16 protein-coding genes and 1 tRNA gene are annotated in these 18,448 nt (G+C 63.0%); 12 read left to right on the top strand and 5 right to left on the bottom strand.

Annotated features, from left to right (window positions below; translation table 11 throughout):
• Window position 1: 1 nt before the first annotated feature.
• Both C8267_RS04200 and C8267_RS04195 read left to right on the top strand, forming a co-directional pair.
• Complete coding sequence (locus C8267_RS04200) at window positions 2-1,657, top strand: hypothetical protein (protein WP_106633783.1); 1,656 nt, start codon at window positions 2-4, stop codon at window positions 1,655-1,657.
• A 5-nt stretch (window positions 1,658-1,662) separates the two neighbouring features.
• A complete protein-coding gene (locus C8267_RS04195) occupies window positions 1,663-1,842 on the top strand; it encodes a hypothetical protein (RefSeq protein WP_106633782.1) in 180 nt (59 codons plus the stop codon).
• A gap of 34 nt (window positions 1,843-1,876) precedes the next feature.
• On the opposite strand, the gene C8267_RS04190 is transcribed toward C8267_RS04195, so the two are convergent.
• Complete coding sequence (locus tag C8267_RS04190) at window positions 1,877-3,379, bottom strand: AbiH family protein (protein WP_158699703.1); 1,503 nt, start codon at window positions 3,377-3,379, stop codon at window positions 1,877-1,879.
• 1 nt (window position 3,380) lies between these two features.
• Between C8267_RS04190 and C8267_RS04185 the strand changes: the two genes are divergently transcribed.
• Window positions 3,381-3,722, top strand: coding sequence for a DUF2958 domain-containing protein (locus C8267_RS04185; protein WP_106633780.1), 342 nt, complete (start codon window positions 3,381-3,383; stop codon window positions 3,720-3,722).
• Window positions 3,723-3,760: 38 nt separating this feature from the next.
• On the opposite strand, the gene C8267_RS04180 is transcribed toward C8267_RS04185, so the two are convergent.
• From C8267_RS04180 to C8267_RS04165, 4 genes are all read right to left on the bottom strand, one after another.
• The gene (locus C8267_RS04180; RefSeq protein WP_158699702.1) at window positions 3,761-4,057 is read right to left on the bottom strand and encodes a helix-turn-helix domain-containing protein; all 297 of its coding nucleotides are present in this window, start codon (window positions 4,055-4,057) and stop codon (window positions 3,761-3,763) included.
• Window positions 4,057-4,344 (bottom strand): helix-turn-helix domain-containing protein, encoded by a 288-nt coding sequence (locus C8267_RS04175; RefSeq protein ID WP_106633778.1) that lies wholly within the window; start codon window positions 4,342-4,344, stop codon window positions 4,057-4,059. Before C8267_RS04175 ends, C8267_RS04180 begins: the two co-directional genes overlap by 1 nt.
• 117 nt (window positions 4,345-4,461) lie before the next feature.
• Complete coding sequence (locus tag C8267_RS04170; RefSeq protein ID WP_106633777.1) at window positions 4,462-5,679, bottom strand: site-specific integrase; 1,218 nt, start codon at window positions 5,677-5,679, stop codon at window positions 4,462-4,464.
• A gap of 247 nt (window positions 5,680-5,926) precedes the next feature.
• Window positions 5,927-6,017 (bottom strand) — tRNA-Ser (locus C8267_RS04165).
• A gap of 284 nt (window positions 6,018-6,301) precedes the next feature.
• Here C8267_RS04165 and sufB point away from each other — a divergent pair.
• The 9 genes from sufB (at window position 6,302) to C8267_RS04120 (ending at window position 18,274) form a co-directional block, all read left to right on the top strand.
• The gene (gene sufB, locus C8267_RS04160) at window positions 6,302-7,747 is read left to right on the top strand and encodes a Fe-S cluster assembly protein SufB (RefSeq protein WP_087362184.1); all 1,446 of its coding nucleotides are present in this window, start codon (window positions 6,302-6,304) and stop codon (window positions 7,745-7,747) included.
• Window positions 7,748-7,860: 113 nt separating this feature from the next.
• Window positions 7,861-8,616, top strand: coding sequence for a Fe-S cluster assembly ATPase SufC (sufC, locus tag C8267_RS04155; RefSeq protein ID WP_087362183.1), 756 nt, complete (start codon window positions 7,861-7,863; stop codon window positions 8,614-8,616).
• Window positions 8,613-9,440, top strand: coding sequence for a SufD family Fe-S cluster assembly protein (locus C8267_RS04150; protein ID WP_106633776.1), 828 nt, complete (start codon window positions 8,613-8,615; stop codon window positions 9,438-9,440). The genes sufC and C8267_RS04150 overlap by 4 nt, the downstream gene beginning before the upstream one ends.
• A gap of 76 nt (window positions 9,441-9,516) precedes the next feature.
• Window positions 9,517-10,734: an aminotransferase class V-fold PLP-dependent enzyme gene (locus tag C8267_RS04145; RefSeq protein WP_106633775.1), complete on the top strand. Its 1,218-nt coding sequence runs from the start codon at window positions 9,517-9,519 to the stop codon at window positions 10,732-10,734.
• A 233-nt stretch (window positions 10,735-10,967) separates the two neighbouring features.
• A complete protein-coding gene (tmk, locus tag C8267_RS04140) occupies window positions 10,968-11,645 on the top strand; it encodes a dTMP kinase (RefSeq protein ID WP_106633774.1) in 678 nt (225 codons plus the stop codon).
• A 99-nt stretch (window positions 11,646-11,744) separates the two neighbouring features.
• The gene (locus C8267_RS04135) at window positions 11,745-12,854 is read left to right on the top strand and encodes a BT_3928 family protein (protein WP_087362179.1); all 1,110 of its coding nucleotides are present in this window, start codon (window positions 11,745-11,747) and stop codon (window positions 12,852-12,854) included.
• 59 nt (window positions 12,855-12,913) lie between these two features.
• Window positions 12,914-13,945 carry an efflux RND transporter periplasmic adaptor subunit gene (locus tag C8267_RS04130; RefSeq protein WP_106633773.1) on the top strand — a complete coding sequence of 344 codons (1,032 nt, stop codon included), beginning with the start codon at window positions 12,914-12,916 and terminating at the stop codon, window positions 13,943-13,945.
• Window positions 13,946-13,976: 31 nt separating this feature from the next.
• The gene (locus C8267_RS04125; protein WP_106633772.1) at window positions 13,977-17,006 is read left to right on the top strand and encodes an efflux RND transporter permease subunit; all 3,030 of its coding nucleotides are present in this window, start codon (window positions 13,977-13,979) and stop codon (window positions 17,004-17,006) included.
• On the top strand, window positions 17,003-18,274 hold the full coding sequence (locus C8267_RS04120) for a TolC family protein (RefSeq protein ID WP_199792076.1): 1,272 nt from the start codon (window positions 17,003-17,005) through the stop codon (window positions 18,272-18,274). The genes C8267_RS04125 and C8267_RS04120 overlap by 4 nt, the downstream gene beginning before the upstream one ends.
• Window positions 18,275-18,448: the final 174 nt, after the last annotated feature.

The following is an 18,448-nucleotide window of genomic DNA, read 5'->3' as shown; positions in this document are numbered from 1 at the left end:
CATGAGAAAGCAACGAATGATTCTGGGCGGCGTGCTCGCTGCCGCGATGTGCGCCGCGACGGGCTGCTCGGTGGCCACACGCCTGGAGCGTCAGCGCGCCTCGGCACACCTCTCGCAACTGACGCGCGCGGAGCGTCAGGCCCAGCGGCAGGACTATCGGCCGCAGGTTGTGCGGCTCCAGCGCGACAGCAACACTTTCTTCCTGGCTCCGGTCGATACGCTGCCCGACGGCGAGCGGGTCATGTCGCTGCAGATCGAGCAGGTAACGGTTGTGGCGAAGGTCCGCTCGGTGCCCGAACGCAACGGACGGGTGCACCTCGACTTTGTGGTTACGCTTCCGAAGCAGCTGCTGGGCAGCAGCCGCAGCGTGGTCATCACGCCTCTGCTGCACAAGCCCGACGGAACCGTTCCGCTGGAGGATCTCGTAATCCGCGGGGGACGCTTCTCGCTGTTGCAGGAGCGCGACTACTGGCAGTACGAGACCTATGTGCGGCGCTTCCGGCCCGATACGCTGGGGCGGGAGGCGGCCTTCCAGCGCTTCGTGAAGTTTCCCTACCCGGAGGATGCGCGGCTCGATTCGCTGGTCGAGAGCCGCAGCACGATCACTTACTACTATTCGCAGGAGGTTCCGACGGACGAGACCTCGAAGAAGATGCTCATCACGCTCACGGGGAAGGTGCAGGCTGTGGACGACAGCGCCTACCTGCTGCCGCCCTCGGATACGCTGGCCTATCTGGTCTCATCGATGCTCTCCTTTGTCGACACGCTGCCGCGCTACCGCATCCGCGTCATAGACAAGTACGTCACGGTCCGCGACCGCAACTACATCCGCTTCTTTGTGGGCGACACCCGGGTGGTGGATACGCTGGGCGACAACGGCCGCGAGCTGGAGAAGATCTCCGGCCTGATGCGCCGGATCATCGAGCAGGAGGAGTTCTACGTCGATACGATCACCCTCACGGCCTCCTCCTCACCGGAGGGACGCTGCGCCTTCAACGAGCGCCTCTCACGGGGGCGTGCCGAGGCGCTGAAACGCTACCTGGTGCGTCACTACGGCCGGGGTATCGACACGCTGCTGACGGTGCGGTGGGTCGCCGAGGCGTGGCCCGAGCTGATGAACCGCATCCGCACGGACCCGGCGCTGACGAACCGCGAGGCGATACTGGAGCTCCTCTCCGCGGAGCGGAATCCGGACCGAAGAGAACGGCTGCTGCGCGAGCGCTTTCCCCGGGAGTACGCCTACCTGAAGGAGGTGGTCTACCCGCAGCTCCGCACCGTGGACTTCCGCTATAATCTTCGCCGCAAGGGGATGGTCAAGGATACGATCCACACCACGGAACTCGACACGACCTATGCTCGGGGAGTGGAGCTGCTGCAGCGGCGTCAGTATGCCCGGGCGCTCTATATTCTCAACGACTACAACGACCGCAATACGGTGGTGGCACACCTCTCGATGGACCACAACGAGCGGGCGCTGGAGCTGCTCTCGACGATGCCGACGGATGCCGTGACGGAGTACCTGCGGGCTATAGCCTGCTCGCGGCTGGGCCGCAAGGTCGAAGGGCGCGAACACTTCCTCGAAGCCTGCCGTCGGGATGAACGCATGGAGTATAGGGGGAATCTGGATCCCGAAATTTCAGAACTTTTGAAAGAGTAAAAACGATGAAACGCAAACGCATAATAACGATTCTGACCTACGTTCTTCTGGCCGCAGCCTGGGGCGCAATCTTCGTCTCGCTCTTCACGGCCTGCAACGTCTACGAAGACACGACGGTCGAGATTATCCGATGTCCCGAAATCCGGGATACCGTCCAACTCCCGGAGTGGGAACCCCTGGAATAAACAAAGGCTGCGATTGAGTTCGCAGCCTTTGTTTTTAATTGTTCTTGGGTACGAGAGGTCGGCAAAATTCCTTGTTGACCACCCGGTCGCGCATGGTCTGCATGGAATTGAAATTGCGTGAGATGTTCTGTATTATCTCAATGTAGTTGTCCTGCCATTCTCCTCGTTCATCCTGCCACTGATAGTAAAACGGCTTGATGGAAACACATTTCGGATGCTCGAACAACGTGTTCAACAAGGTGCGGTCCGAATTGCCGCAGGAGTGCCCCATGATGTAAATCTGGTAGTAATCCGAATTGATGAATCGGAGCAGTTTGCGATATTTGTCTGTCTCGAGATAGCGTATGGATTTGATGTTCGTCAGATAATCGTTGTTGTTCAGTTTTGAGATTGTCTTGTAGTCATCGTCCATCTCATCCCCATAACCGAAAATAATATGGTTCAAATCGTCTCCCAGTGTTCCATGTATGTGATTTACTTCGAAGCCCGAATTCTTGTTAAGATACAGATCTGCCGTAGTTGTATAGTTGAAATTCAGCAGCAGAATCTGGTCCGGAAGCAGGAAATAATCCGGTATACCATCTGCTCCGGCAAAGACGTCTTTAATATGGTCTAATGGTGATTTTTGAATCTCCATCTCTATGTCGGAACGACAATGTAGAGGCTCCTTATTGTATTTCCGTAATAGGGAATCACCGTTGTCTATATTGTTTCGAACACGTTCAAATCGCTGAATAATGAACTCTCTGAAAACCTCATTGCTCTCTACAGACATGTCTCGAGCCGCAAAAGGTTCGTAGATGGCCTTGTCGATGCACCCTTTAACCAATTCAGGTTTTATCTGTTCATTTTGAATTTTTTGTAGATATACAACCAAATATATTTTTATCAACTCTAACTCATCGTTGAGCTTTTTGGGAGCAGTATATCCACAATCAGTTTCTCTAAAAACCCGTTTCAGCCAAGAATAATATTCACTCTCTATATCTACCCAATTTTGAAGTTTGACAGCTTTGTTGATTGAAGCGAAAAGAGGACTGTCATATTGGATTGGCAGACTTTCAAAGAAATCATTATATTCTTTGATGTGCAGACTTTGTTCCCACCCCCTTTGAAATCGGAAAGCTAGGTTATTTAGAACAAAGCGGAATTGTTCTAATTTTTTTAAATTATCAGAACCGTCTATTTTAATAGAGCACAAACCATCTGCTAGATCTGTTTCTCCTTCCAATAAACTTGTTTGTAGTATCATTTGATATGCGCGCATAAAGTCCTTGTAACTCGTAGGAAGATTATGCGCCAAATCAAATCCGTTCCCAATCAATATGATTCTGTTCATACCTGTTCGCTCATTGCTGATATCTACAAATATACGAAATATTTTCCTCGGATAAACCTCGTCATCGCCGCCCGTCCCAGCAAGATAGCCACCCTGTGCAAAGATGCCAAGAGAACTGCTCTTGTCCTCATTTGCGCAGGGTGGCTTTGTCTCTTTTGCTGTCCGGGCGTTCCGGGCAGTTTCTAAAAATCTTACCATTATGAAACTGTTGACCGAGGAGATCATCTCCCAATTCGAGGCCCATCCCATCGGGTCCCAGGACGGAAAAGGGCTTGATGCCAAAGTTCTTGTCAAATACTTCAACCCCTGCGGCAGAGGGACGTGGCTCATCACCGAGGCCGAACGCGAAGACGACGACTGGCGCCTCTACGGATATTGCCATATTTTCGAGTGGGAGTGGGGCTATCTGTTGCTCTCGGAGCTGGAATCACTGCGGCTGCCCTTCGGATTAGGCGTTGAACGCGATCTTTATACCGGCGGGAAATACCTCCGCGATTTTCTCTCCGAAGAGGAGATCCGACAGCTGGAGGCGTTGGGCTGAAAAAACAGGAGCAACGGGTGCACCCGTTGCTCCTTGTCTTATCGCTGGATTGGTTTGACGAGATTCTTTTCGAGAATCTTCGCAATCTCGGACATCGGGTAGAGAAACTTCCCGCCGAGGACCGTGTAGGGGATAATCCGCTCGTCGCGGTAGGTCTGCAGCGACCGTTGGCTCAATCCGAAGAGGTTCCGCACCTCCTCGCTGGTGAGATAGGTCTCTGCATTGAGATGTGAGGGCAGGGTCTCGATCATCGCCTCGATCCGGTCGAGTGCCGCCAGCGCCTTCTCCTGAAGCTCCCTGTACTCCGGAGATTTCCGCGTAATCCACTCTTCCATCATGCCCGGGATTTGACCAGATTGGCATCGAGGATGCGCTGGATGTCGCTTTCGCGGAAATAGACCTTGTTGCCGATTATCGAGTAGGGGATCTTCCGCTGCCGCCGGTAGTATTGTAGCACCCGTTTCGAGACGCGCAGCATGCCGCATACCTCCTCCTGGGTCAGCCAGCCTCCGGGTTTGCGGGGCATGGTCTTCGTGGCCAGGTGGGTTGTCCGGCTCTGAATCCGGTTGACGATCGCCTTCAGCTCCTCGAAGGCGGCCGCCTCAATCAGTTTGCATTCCATGGTACACCTTTTTTAGTTTGTAGGGGCTCCGCTTCCCGGAACCCGCCCGCAAAATAGGACGGAATTCCGGAAAAGATGCAGAGTGTCCTTTGCAGACCTTGCATGTCCGACATCGGGCTACAACGCCATGTTTTCGGCGACAACCTCCATGTCGCGCATGATTGACGAGTCGAGAACCTTCGCATAGCGGCGTGTCATGTTGACGTTGGCATGGCCGAGCATCTTGGCGACGTTGTCAATCGTGGCGCCGCTGGCCAGCGTTAGGGTCGCGAACGTATGGCGTGCGCAATGCGTCGAGAGATTCTTGCGGATGCCGCAGATATCGGCCAGTTCCTTCAGATAGGAGTTCATCTTCTGGTTGCTGCATACGGGAAGCAGTACGCCGTGCGTCTGACAGTAGGGGTGGTCCCTGTAGCGGTCGATAATCTTTTGCGCCTCATCGAGCAGCGGAATGTTGCACATGTTCTTGGTCTTCTGACGTGCCTTGCGAATCCAGATCTTGCCGTGGATGTCCGCCACCAGATGCTCCGGTTTGAGCTGTTGCACGTCCATAAAGGCCAGCCCCGTCAGACAACAGAAACAGAAGATGTCGCGGACCTGCGACAGTCGCGTGATGGTGATTTCCTTGTTGAGCAGCACCTTCAGCTCCTGTTTCTCGAGAAATTCGCGTTCGACCGGCTCGAAATGAAAGTGAACCTGGGCAAAGGGGTCCTTCTTCATCCAGCCTTTGGCCAGTGCAATGCGGATAATCTTTTTGAAGTTCAGCAGGTACTTGGTGGTCGTGTTGTGGCAGCACCGCCGGACGGTCTTGAGAAAAAATTCGAAGTCCTCGATAAACTGATTCGTGATCTCATCCAGATAGCAGTCCTCTTTCTTATAGTTCTTTTGCAGGAACTCCTCGGTCAACCGCAGCGTGGTTTCGTAGCGAATCACCGTTGCCGGAGCGAGACTGATGCCCGACAGCGCCCTGCACTTTTCGTTGTGGGCGCGGAAAACCTCCATCAGCGTGTGACGGTCCGACTGCTCCTTGCCCAGATAGCGATTCAGAATGATTTGGGCGGATACCTCTTTCTTGTCGAGCTCGAGGTCCCTTTGAATCCGCAGAATGTTGGCGGAAATGGCGTCCAGGTATAGGTTCAAATCCTTTCCGCCGCGGCTTTTTTCGTTGGCTTTTCCTTTTGCCGAGTTCCAGGCGTGCGGCTCGATGAAGCGTTTGATTGAGGCGTCAGCGCGTTCTCCGTTGATTGTCAGACGCATAAACACGGGAGCCTCGCCTCGTTTGTTGGTCTTGTCCCGCCGAATGTAAAACAACAGTCCGAATGTTGTCCTTTCCATAAGTACACCGAATTAAGGGTTACAAAATTAGTTTCCCAAGTGTCTCATGTCAAGAGGAAGACCGCTGCAAACAGGTGCAAACCAAACTGTTACGAGCAATTCGGTGTACTTTTTCGGCCCGGAAAAAGGTACACCGAATAGGCCACAGGTAACCCGCTTTCCGATGCCTTTTTCTGCATTCCGGTCCAAATAAAAAACCCTGTAAATTCGTGATTTACAGGGTTTTGCAATCTTTTGCGTTGCTTCTTGGCGGAGAGTGGGGGATTCGAACCCCCGGTACAGTAATCCCGTACGGCAGTTTAGCAAACTGCTGGTTTCAGCCACTCACCCAACTCTCCGGGCAGCTGAAACGTCGTTTCCGAACGTTAAGCGGGGACAAAAGTAAGTCAAAATTGGCGAAGTACCAAATAAAACCGGGATAAATTTTGTTTTCCGCTCCGGGGCTCGGCGCCCGTGCCATCCGGCCGGGGCGGAAAACGGGCGTGCGAGGCGTCTCTGGCGGGCCTGCTCCGCAGTCTGCGGCCCTGCGTCTGTGAGATTTCTCGTTGCGGAATCATTATTGCAGGGAGCGCTGTTGAATTATCGACGGATTTTTGTACCTTTGTCCGATATTTTGCAGACAATGGCAGAGAACGAAAAAGAGATACTGGAAAACCTCGGGGAGCAGGAGTACAAGTACGGCTTCACCTCCGACATCGAGACCGAAACCATCGGCAAGGGCCTCTCGGAGGAGGTCGTGCGGCTGATTTCGGCCAAGAAGGGCGAACCCGAGTGGATGACCGAGCGCCGCGTGAAGGCCTACCGCCACTGGCTGACGCTCGACCCCCCGACGTGGGCCCACCTGACGATTCCCGAAATCGACTTTCAGGACGTGATTTACTATGCGGCCCCCAAACCGCAGAAGAAGCTGGGCTCGATGGATGAAGTCGACCCCGAACTCAAGCGGACCTTCGACCGCCTGGGCATTCCCCTCGAGGAGCAGATGGCGCTGGCCGGCGTAGCCGTCGACGCCGTGATGGACTCCGTCTCGGTGAAGACCACCTTCAAGCAGACGCTCGCCGAGCGGGGCATCATCTTCTGCTCGATGGCCGAGGCCGTGCGCGACTACCCGGAGCTGGTGAAGAAGTATCTGGGCAGCGTGGTCCCCTATACCGACAACTTCTATGCGGCGCTCAACGCCGCCGTCTTCTCCGACGGCTCGTTCTGCTACATCCCCAAGGGTGTGCGCTGTCCGATGGAGCTGTCGACCTACTTCCGCATCAACGCTGCCGGCACGGGGCAGTTCGAGCGGACGCTCATCGTCGCCGACGAGGGGGCCTATGTGAGCTATCTGGAGGGTTGCACCGCACCGCGGCGCGACGAGAACCAGCTGCATGCCGCCGTGGTTGAGATTGTCGTCGAGCGCGACGCCGAGGTGAAGTACTCGACCGTGCAGAACTGGTACCCGGGCGACCGCGAGGGGCGGGGCGGCATCTACAACTTCGTCACCAAGCGCGGCCTCTGCCGCGAAAACGCCCGCCTGTCGTGGACGCAGGTCGAGACCGGCTCGGCCATCACGTGGAAGTATCCGAGCTGCGTGCTGGCGGGCGACAACTCGGTGGGCGAGTTCTACTCGGTGGCCATGACGAACAACTACCAGCAGGCCGACACCGGCACGAAGATGATACACGTGGGGCGCAACACGCGCAGCCGCATCGTCTCGAAGGGTATCTCGGCGGGCCTCAGCCAGAACTCCTACCGGGGTCTGGTCCGTGTGGCCCGGGGTGCGGAGAACGCCCGCAACTATTCGCAGTGCGACTCGCTGCTCATCGGCGACCGCTGCGGCGCGCACACCTTCCCCGTAATCGACGTGCGCAACCGCTCGGCGGTGGTCGAACACGAGGCCACGACCTCGAAGATTTCCGACGACCAGCTCTTCTACTGCAACCAGCGCGGTCTGTCGACCGAGGATGCCGTGGGGCTGATTGTCAACGGCTATGCCAAGGAGGTGCTGGCCAAGCTCCCGATGGAGTTCGCCGTCGAGGCGCAGAAGCTGCTGGCGCTCAGCCTTGAAAATACGGTGGGGTAGCCCCCGCCCGCCCGGCTGCGGACGGAAAGGCGGCCGCGCCTGCGATGCGGCGAGGTGCCTCCTTCGGCCCGCGGGCCGGAAATGTGAAACGGAAAAAAACGGACAGAAAAGATATGTTAAGCGTAAAAAATCTGCATGCCTCCGTCGAAGGCAAGGAGATTCTCAAGGGAATCGACCTCGAGGTCAAGGCGGGCGAGGTGCATGCCATCATGGGACCCAATGGCTCGGGCAAGTCGACGCTCGCGTCGGTGCTCGCGGGCAACGAGAAGTTCACCGTCACGGCCGGTTCGGCCACCTTCATGGGGCACGACCTGCTCTCGATGCCCATCGAGGAGCGCGCCCGTCTGGGGCTCTTCCTCGGATTCCAGTACCCGGTCGAGATTCCGGGCGTCTCGATGGCCAACTTCATGAAGCTGGCCGTCAACGAGCAGCGCCGCTACCGCGGTGAGGAGCCCCTTACGGCGGCCGAGTTCATGCGCCTGATGCGCGAGAAGAGCGCCGTGGTCGAGCTCGACGCGAAGCTCACGGCCCGCTCGGTCAACGAGGGCTTCTCGGGCGGCGAGAAGAAGAAGAACGAGATTTTCCAGATGGCGATGCTCGACCCCAAGCTGGCGATTCTCGACGAGACGGACTCGGGCCTCGACATCGACGCCCTGCGCATCGTCGCCACGGGCGTTACGCGGCTCCATACGCCGCAGAATGCGACGGTGGTCATCACCCACTACCAGCGCCTGCTGGACTACATCGTCCCCGACGTGGTGCATGTCCTCTACCGGGGCCGCATCATCTACTCGGGTGACAAGACGCTGGCCCTCAAACTCGAAAAGGAGGGATACGACTGGCTTATCAACGATTACGCGGAGGAATGATACGGCTCGATGAACTTTTGTGCGGCGGGGCCTTCCGCCTCTTCGAGGGCGAGCGGCTCGACATCCGTCACACGGAGCCGGCGCCCCTGGTGGCGGCCGGCGCCCCGAAGCTGAGCGTCGTGGTTGCACCCGACGCCGCGGCGTCGCTCGTGCTGCTCTACGACCGGCCGCTCGAGGCCTCGGTCGAGGTCGAGCTCGGGCGCGATGCGCACCTGGAGCTGTGCGTGCTCTTTACGGCCGAGGCCTTCGTCGAGGTGGAGGTGCGGCAGCAGGGGCGGAGCGAGTGTCACCTGACGACGCTCCAGCTCGCGGGGTCGAACCTCGTCTGCCGCGTCGGGCTGCAGGAGCCCGGTGCGTCGAATACGCTCCACGGGGCCTTCCTGGCCGGTGCGGGCGAGCACTGCGTGGCCGACATCCGCATCGACCATGCGGTGAGCGACTGCCGCAGCGAGTCGTGCGTCAAGGGGGTTGCCTCGGGCGACGGCGTGGGTGAATTCCGGGGGCTGGTCTACGTGGCGGCAGACGCGCAGCGCACCGATGCGCGGCAGACGAGCCGCAACGTCGTGCTGGGCGACGAGGCCCGCATCACGACGCGTCCCCAGCTGGAGATTTATGCCGACGACGTGAAGTGCTCGCACGGCGCGACGGTCGGACAGATGGACGAGGATGCGCTGCTCTACATGCGGCAGCGCGGTCTGAGCGAGGCGCAGGCCCGGGCGCTGCTGATGGAGGGCTTCGTGGCCGACGTGGTGCGCCGCTGCGGCGTGGAGCAGCTCCACGAGGTGCTCATGCGCGGCGTGGGCGAGAAGCTCGAACGAATCTGATGCCGGCGCGGCGCGCGGCGCGAACGAGGCGCATGTGCGGCGCCGCGGCAGCCGGTGGAAAGTGAAAGGAGATACTATGTTAGAGGTTGAAAAGATACGCGGGGAGTTCCCCATTCTCGAACGCCGGGTCTACGACCGGCCGCTGGTCTATCTCGACAACGGCGCCACGGCGCAGAAGCCCCGCTGTGTGATTGATACGGTCGACTACCTGCACCGGGAGCTGAACGCCAACATCCATCGCGGCGTGCACTTCCTCTCGGAAGAGGCGACCGAACGCTACGAGCAGGCGCGGCAGCGCATTGCCGGCTTCATCGGAGCGGCCGAAAAGGAGGAGGTCGTCTTCACGGCCGGAGCCACCGCATCGCTCAATACGGTGGCCTACGCCTGGGGCGGCCGCTTCGTGCACGAGGGTGACAACATCGTCATCAGCGAGATGGAGCACCACTCGAATCTGGTGCCGTGGCAGATGCTCGCCGAGCGGTGCGGCGCCGAAATCCGCGTGCTGCCCTTCGACGACGAGGGGCGGCTGATGACCGAGCGGCTCGCGGGTCTGCTCGACCGGCGGACGAAGGTGGTGGCCGTGACGCAGGCCTCCAATACGCTCGGCACGCGCCCCGAGCTGCGGCCCATCATCGATGCGGCCCATGCGGTGGGCGCCGTGGCGGTGGTGGACGGCTGCCAGGGCGTGGTGCACGGCGGTGTCGACGTGCAGGCGCTCGACTGCGACTTCTACGCCTTCTCGGGCCACAAGCTCTACGGCCCGACGGGCATCGGCGTGCTCTACGGCAAGCGGGCGCTGCTCGAGGCGATGCCCCCCTTCCTCGGGGGCGGCGACATGGTCGACCGCGTCTCGTTCGCCCGGACGACCTATGCCCCCGTGCCGCTCAAGTTCGAGGCCGGCACGGCCAACTTCGTCGGAGCCATCGCACTGGGCGAGGCGGTGAAGTTCGTGCAGCAGTTCGCCCCGGCCGACATCGAGGCCCACGAGGCGGAGCTGCTGCGCCGCGCCACGGAGCGCCTCTCGGCCATCGAGGGGCTGCGCATCTACGGCACGACGGCCGACAAGTGCGCCCTCGTCTCGTTCAACGTCGAGGGGGTTCATCCCTACGACATGGGGATGATTCTCGACAAGCTCGGCATCGCCGTCCGTACGGGACAGCACTGCGCCGAGCCGGTGATGACCCACTACGGGGTGACGGGCATGTGCCGTGCGTCGTTCGCCCTCTACAATACGCTCGCCGAGGCCGACGCGCTGGCCGACGGCGTAGCCCGTGCCGTGCGGATGCTGCGTTGAGCTGCCGGGGGGGAGCTGAGCGGCGTGCCGATGCTGCTGCGGGCGGATGTTGTGCCGAGTTGCGGGCGGATGCCAGGCCGAGTTGCGGCGGATGTTGAGCCGATGTTGCGGCGGGCGGGCCGCCGTACGGAGAGCAGGCTGCGGCATCTGCGGCTTAGCGGAATCCGGACACTGGCTGCCGCGGCGGCTGCGGCCGGGCGGCGGAACCCTGATATTGAATAAATGAACCGACCATGTTAATCGTACTCGAAGGTTTGGACGGCGCCGGGAAATCGACCCAGGTAGCCCTGCTGCGCCAGCTCTTTGCCGAGCGCGGCGTGGAGAGCCGTTACGTGCACTTCCCGCGCTTCGATGCGCCTGTCTACGGCGAACTCATCGCCCGCTTCCTGCGCGGCGAATTCGGCGGCGTGGAGGCGGTGGACCCCTATCTGGTGGCGCTCCTCTTTGCGGGCGACCGCGCCGAGGCGGCACCCCAAATCCGGGAGTGGCTCGCCGCCGGCGATGCCGTCATCTTCGACCGCTACGTCTACTCGAACATCGCCTACCAGTGCGCCAAGCTGCCCGAGGGGGAGCCGCGCCGGAGGCTGGCCCGGTGGATTCTCAGCCTGGAGTTCGAACACAACCGTCTGCCGCGTCCCGACCTCTCGCTCTTCCTCGACGTCCCCTTCGCCTTCACCGAAGAGCGTCTCCGCTCGGCGCGCGAGGGCGACGACCGCGCCTATCTGCACGGTGCGGCCGACATCCACGAATCGTCGCTCGCGCTGCAGCGCACCGTGCGCGACGTCTACCTCGAGGCGGCGGCCGGCGATGCGACGCTGCGCATCGTCGACTGCGGCGACGGCGAGGGGCGCATGGCTTCGCCCGAGACCATCGCCCGCCGCATCCGCGCCCTCGTCGAACCGCTGCTCTGACCCGCTTCCGCAACGAAAACCTCCGCAACGAAAACCTCCGCCCAAACACCCTCCCGACCCGCTCGATACCCTCACGACCCTCCAACCCCCGCTCCCGCAATGAGAAGCTCCCGCATCTTCAAAATCATCGCCAACATCTGTCGGCTCATCCTCGCCTGCACGTTCATCCTCTCGGGCTTCACCAAGGTGGTCGACCCGTGGGGCACGGCCCTCAAGGTGAACGAATACCTCACCATCTACGGCATGGAGTTCCTCCAGCCGGCAAGCATGGCCTTCTCCATCTGGCTGTGCGGCGCCGAGCTGATGATGGGCTGCATGCTGCTCTTCAAGGTCCGCATCCGCCTCATCTCGATTTTCGCCCTCGCCTCGATGCTCTTCTTCACGGTGCTCACGCTGCTCAGCGCCACGGTCATCCCGGTCGAGGACTGCGGCTGCTTCGGCGACGCCATCCGCCTCACGCCGTGGGAGACCTTCCTCAAGAACCTCGTCCTGCTGCCGATGGCCGTGGTGGTGTGGTGGCGCTACCGCCCCGACAAGGTCTTCGCCTTCAAGCCCGTCGAGATTGTGCTCACCTGCCTCTTCTTCTTCCTGTCGATGGCGCTGGGCACCTACTGCTACCGCCACCTGCCGCTGGTGGACTTCCTCCCCTACAAGGTGGGGGTCAACATCTGGCAGGAGATGCACGCCTCCGAGGCCGAGGCGGGCGAGGTGGAGACGGTGCTCGTCTACCGCAACCTCGAAACGGGCCGCCTGCGCGAATTTTCGCTCGAGGATACCGAGTGGCAGGATACCACCCGGTGGGAGTGGGTCGATACGCGGACCGAGAGCGACTCGTCGCCCGTGCGCCCCATCATCGGGGAGTTCGCCCTGCACGATGCCGAGGGCGACGCGACCGAAGAGCTGCTGACGGCCCCCGGGCGCGTGTGGTTCCTCTGCGTCACCTCGTTCGAGCGGATGCCCCGCGGCTGCGCCCGGCGTTTGGACCGGCTGGTCGGGCAGGCGCTGGCGGCCGGCGAGCGGGTCGTATGCCTCACGCCCGAACCCCTCGACGGGGTGACGTGGCATGCCTTCGGAACGGCGGGCGAGGTGCGCTGCTACAACATCGACGCCTCGACGATGAAGACCATGCTGCGCGCCGACAACGGCGTGGTGGAGCTCGTCGACGGGGTCATCCGCGCTAAAAGGAACTGTCGGGATGTTCGTCCGTAAGGGCGGGCGCGGCGACACGGTATGAAAGTTGATTCCGGAGAACCGGAATCAACTTTTTTATGCGTTCACTGCTCCTCCTCTGCTTCGTGCCGCTGCTGGGCGGCTGCCGCGGCGGCGACGTCCCCGCGGCCGATGCCGTGCGTCCGGTCAAGACCGAGACGGCAAGTGATGCGGCCTTCATCGACCGCGATTTCGTCGGTCTGGCCACCCCCGACGATGCCGTCAATCTGGCCTTCAAGCTCTCGGGACAGCTCCTTGCGGTCCCCGTGGCGCAGGGGCAGGAGGTGCGGCGCGGCGAGCTGCTTGCCGAGCTGGACCCGCGCGACGTGAGGCTGCAGGTCGATGCCGGCCGCTCGGCCTTCGAGCAGGCGCGCTCCAACCTGCAGCGCATCGGGCGGCTGCTCGAACACGGCGCCGTCTCGCAGCAGGAGTACGAGGCCGCGCAGACCAACTACGTGCAGGTGAAGTCCTCGTACGACAACATGCTCGACCTGTTGGGCGAGACGCGTCTGCGCGCGCCCTTCAACAGCGTCGTCGAGGCGGTCTACGTCGATACCTACCAGCGCGTGCAGGCCGGCGAAACGGTCCTCCGTCTGGTGGGGCCCCGCACCACGACCGTCAAGTTCACCCTCCCCGAATCGGGGCTGCGGCTGCTGGCCTCGCCCCGGACGAGCTTCTACGTCGAATTCGACAACTACCGCGGCGTGAAGTTCCCCGCGCGGCTCAAGGAGTACGCCAAGACCTCGTCCGACGCCTCGGGATTCCCCGTCTCGCTGCGTCTGGACGACTCGCTGACGCAGCGCTGGCCCGTCTCGCCCGGCATGTCGTGCACCATCACCCTGCGGAGCGCCGACCCGGTGACCGACGCCGTGTCGCTGCCGCTCACGGCCATCTGCGCCCCGGCCCAGGGGGGCGAATATGTCTGGGTGGTGGGGCCGGGCGATACGGTCCGCCGCCACCGCGTGCGTCTGGGCGAGCTCTACGGACGCGACCGGGTGATTGTCGACAGCGGCGTGATGCCCGGCCAGCGGGTCGTCGTGGCGGGGGTCTACCGCCTGCAGGAGGGCGACCGCGTGCGGATACTGGATTGAGCCGGCCCTCCTCTTCGAAATGCTCCCGACGATGAATCTTCCCGAATATACGCTCCGCCGCCGCAAGGTGGTCTGGTTCCTGCTTCTGGTGCTGCTTGCGGGCGGCGCCGCGAGCTTCACCTCGCTCGAAAAGAAGGAGGACGCCCTCTTCGTCATCAAGAGCGCCATGCTCGTCTGCACCTATCCTGGCGCCACGCCCGAGCAGGTCGAGGAGCTGGTCACCGAACCCGTCGAACGCGAGGTGCAGGCCATGCGTGCCGTCCACAAGGTGACCTCCGAGTCGGGCTACGGGGTGGCGAAGGTGCTCGTCGAGCTGGACCCGGCCACCCGCGCCGCCGAGATTCCGCAGCTCTGGGACGAGCTGCGGCGCCGCGTGCTCGACGTGCAGCCGACGCTGCCCGAGGGGGTCTCGCCGATTCGCGTGGCCGACGACTTCGGCGACCTCTACGGAATCTACTACGGACTCTCGGCCGACGAGGGCTTCACCTGGAGCGAGCTGCGCCAGTGGGCCCAGCGCATCAAGCGCGAGCTGGTGACGCTCGACGGCGTGCAGAAGGTGGCGCTCTTCGGCGAGCAGACCCCCGTGGTGAACCTCTACGTGAGTCTGGCGGCGCTGGCCAACTTCTCGATTCGCCCCGAGACGGTCGTCGCGACCATCGCGCGGCAGAACACCCTGGTCGAGAGCGGTCTGAAGCAGGCGGGGCTCATGCAGGTGCGCCTGCTCGAGGACGGGACCTACCGCACGACGGAGGACATCGCCGACCAGCTGCTCATCTCGTCGACGGGCAAGCAGTACCGGCTGGGCGACGTGGCGCGCGTCGAGCGCGGATACGTCTCGCCGCCGCAGAGCCTCATGCGCGTCAACGGCCGCCGGGCCATCGGCATCGGCATCTCGACCGAAGCGGGGGTCGACGTCGTCCGGAGCGGCCGCGCCGTGGGGCGGGTGCTCGAGTCGCTGCGCAGCCGGATGCCCGTCGGGCTGGAGCTCACGGAGCTCTATCCCGAGGACCGCATCGCCCGCGAGGCCAACACCGCCTTTGCCCTCAACCTGGCCGAGTCGCTGGCCATCGTCGTGGCGCTCATCATGCTCCTGATGGGGGTGCGGGCCGGGGTGCTCATCGGCAGCTCGCTGCTCTTCTCCATCGGCGGCACGCTGCTGCTCATGCTCCTGCTGGGCGAGGGGCTCAACCGCACGTCGCTCGCCGGCTTCATCATCGCCATGGGGATGCTGGTCGACAACGCCATCGTGGTGACCGACAACGCCCGGCAGGCGATGCTGCGCGGCGTTGCGTGCCGCCGCGCGCTGGTCGAGGGTGCCAATGGCCCCCGCTGGAGCCTGCTGGGGGCGACGCTCATCGCCATCGTCTCCTTCCTGCCGCTCTATCTGGCGCCGTCGGCCGTGGCCGAAATCGTCAAGCCGCTCTTCGTCGTGCTGGCCGTCTCGCTGCTGCTCAGCTGGCTGCTGGCCCTCACGCAGACGCCGCTCATGGGCGAGCTGCTGCTCCGCACGGAGCCCCGCACGGGCGGCGGAGAGGGGGCCTTCTTCCGCCGCTTCAATCGTCTGCTCGGCGCGCTGCTGCGCCACCGCTGGCGGACGGTTGCCGTCGCGCTGCTGCTCTTCGCCCTCTCGCTCTGGACGATGGGGCGCATGCCGCAGAACTTCTTCCCCGAGATGGACAAGCCCTACTTCCGCGCCGACGTGCTGCTGCCCGAGGGCTACGGCATCCGCTCGACGGAGCAGGTCATCGAGCGGATGGAGGGGTGGCTGCGCCGCCGCCCGGAGGTGAAGAACGTCTCGGCAACGATGGGCTCCACGCCGCCGCGCTACTACCTGGCCAGCGGCAGCGTGACCATGAAGCCCAACTTCGGCAACCTGCTCGTCGAGCTCCGCGACCGCCGTCAGACGCGGCAGGTCGAGGAGGAGTTCGGCCGCTACGTCCGCGCGGAGTTTCCCGACGTGTGGCTGCGCTCGTCGCTCTTCAAGCTCTCGCCCGTGCCCGATGCGGTCATCGAGTTCGGCTTCGTGGGGCACGACCCCGAGGTGCTGTGCCGCCTCACGGAGCAGGTGGAGCGCATCATGTGGCGGACGCCCGGCACGGAGAACATCCGCAACAGCTGGGGCAACCGCATCCCCACGTGGATGCCCGTCTATTCGCAGATGAAGGGGCAGCGCATCGGCGTGAACCGCAGCCAGATGGCGCAGGACCTCACGGTGGCCACGCAGGGCTTCCCGCTGGGCGAGTTCCGCGAGGGGGACCTCATCATGCCCATTCTGCTCAAGGACGAGAACCTGGCCGACTACAACCTCACCAACCTGCAGACGCTCCCGCTCTTCACCCCCGCCGGGCGGGTCTTCTCGCTGGGGCAGGCCACCGACGACTTCCGCTTCGACTTCCGCACGGGGGTCATCCGCCGCTACAACCGCGAGCGGGTGATGAAGGCGCAGTGCGACCCGGCGCCGGGGGTCAACGCCGCGCGCCTCTTTGCGACGCTGCGCGACGAGGTGCGGCGCACGGTCGAGCTCCCCGAGGGCTACACGCTCCGCATCTTCGGCGAGGAGGAGAGCCGCGAGGAGTCGAACGCCGCCCTGATGAAGTACCTGCCGCTGACGGCCGCGGCCATCTTCTTCATCCTGCTGCTCCTCTTCGGCAACTACCGCGACCCGGTGGCCGTGCTGCTGCTGGCGCCGCTGCTCTTCATCGGCGTGGTGGCGGGGCTGCTCGTCACGGGGCGCACGTTCAACTTCTTCGCGCTGCTGGGGCTCATCGGGCTGGCGGGCATGTATGTCAAGAACGCCGTGGTGCTCGTCGCCCGCATCGGCGAACTGCGCAGCGGCGGGATGGCTCCCGGCGAGGCGCTGGCCGAGGCGACGCGCAGCCGCATCGTGCCGGTGGTGAGCGCCTCGGGAACGACCGTTCTGGGCATGCTGCCGCTGCTCTTCGACTCGATGTTCGGGGCGATGGCCGCCACCATCATGGGCGGTCTGCTGGCCGCCACGCTGCTCACGATTCTGGTGCTGCCGGTGGTCTATGCCCTCTTCCACAAAATCCGTCTGTCATGAAACATTCCCGCCGGCTTCTGCCGCTCCTTCTGCTTGTCCTGCTCCTTGCCGCACGGATACCGCTGCGGGGGCAGACCCTCCTCGACGACTACCGCCGCGACGTGCTCCGCTACAGCCGCGCGCTGAAGATGGCCGCGTCGGCCAGCCGTGCGGCCGGCGAACGGCTGGCCGTGGCCCGCACGGGCTACCTGCCCCGGCTGTCGCTCGACGGCAGTTTCTCGGTGGCGATGCGCCGCAGCGAGGGGGCGAAGCCGTGGAGCTTCGGGGTGACGCCCCAGCTGGTGCAGACGCTCTACGGTGGCGGGGCGGTCCGCGCGGCGGTCGACGAGGCGTCGCTCGGGAGCGACATCGCCCTCTGCGACGAGGAGTTCACCCGCTTCGAGGTCTGCTATTCGGCCGAGTACACCTACTGGAACCTCTCGGCCATGGAGGAGTTCGCCGCCTCGATGCGCCGCTACGTGGGGCTGATTCGCTCGCTCAAGGAGGTGGTCGACTACCGCTTTAGCGAGGGCTACGTCGCGCGCAGCGACGTGCTGATGATTGACGCGCGGCTGAGCGAGGCGGCCTACGAACTGCTCACGGCCGAGCGCAACCTGGCGGTGGCGCGCCACAACTTCAACCTGCTGCGCGGCGCCGCGGGCGAACAGCAGGCCCGACTGGCGCAGAGCATCCGCGATACGCTGCCGCTGCCGGCGCGGGTGGCGGCCGACGAGGTGCTGGAGCGCCGTGCGGACCTCAGGGCCGCACGTCTGGCCGGCGAGCGGGCCGCGGCCGGTGTGCGGGCGGTGCGCTCGGAATACAACCCCCGGCTGAGCGTCGGGGTGGGGGCGTCGTGGCGGCCCCACTCGCCCAACCGCACGGGCTCCACGCTGCTCGACGGCGAGGCCTTCGTGCAGCTCTCGGTGCCGATTTTCCACGGCGGCGAGCGTCGCCGGGCGGTGCGGGCCGCACGGGCCGAGCAGGCGCGCACCGTGTGGCAGGAGGCGCAGCTGCGCGACGACGTCGTGCGCGAGGAGATGAACGGCTGGACGACGATGGTCCAGGCCCGCGCGCAGGTCGTCGCCTCGGAGCAGAGCCTGCGCATCGCGGGCGAGAACCTCGAAATCAGCACCTACTCTTACGGCGAGGGGCAGGCCTCGATTCTCGACGTGCTGCAGGCGCAGCTGAGTTGGATTCAGCTCTATACGAACGCCATCCAGTCGCGCTACAACTATGCCGTGGCGGTGGCCGACTACCGGCGCATCACCGCCACGCCGGCGGAGGAGTAGGGTGGCGGCAGTCGCGGTGCGAAGAGCCGCACGGTGGAGGAGTAGGGCAGCAGCGGTCGCGGTGCGAAGAGCCGCACGGCCCCTGCGGCGCTCATGAAGCGGGGCCCGGAGTGCCGCAGACGGCTCCCCGGGCCCCGCCGGGCTCCATTCGGCATTCCGAATCCCGTTTGACTT

This window comes from Alistipes sp. Marseille-P5061, from assembly GCF_900290115.1.
Classification (GTDB): domain Bacteria; phylum Bacteroidota; class Bacteroidia; order Bacteroidales; family Rikenellaceae; genus Alistipes; species Alistipes excrementigallinarum.
The sequence above is the reverse complement of the archived record's forward strand: the minus strand, read 5'-3'. Positions and strand labels throughout refer to the sequence as shown.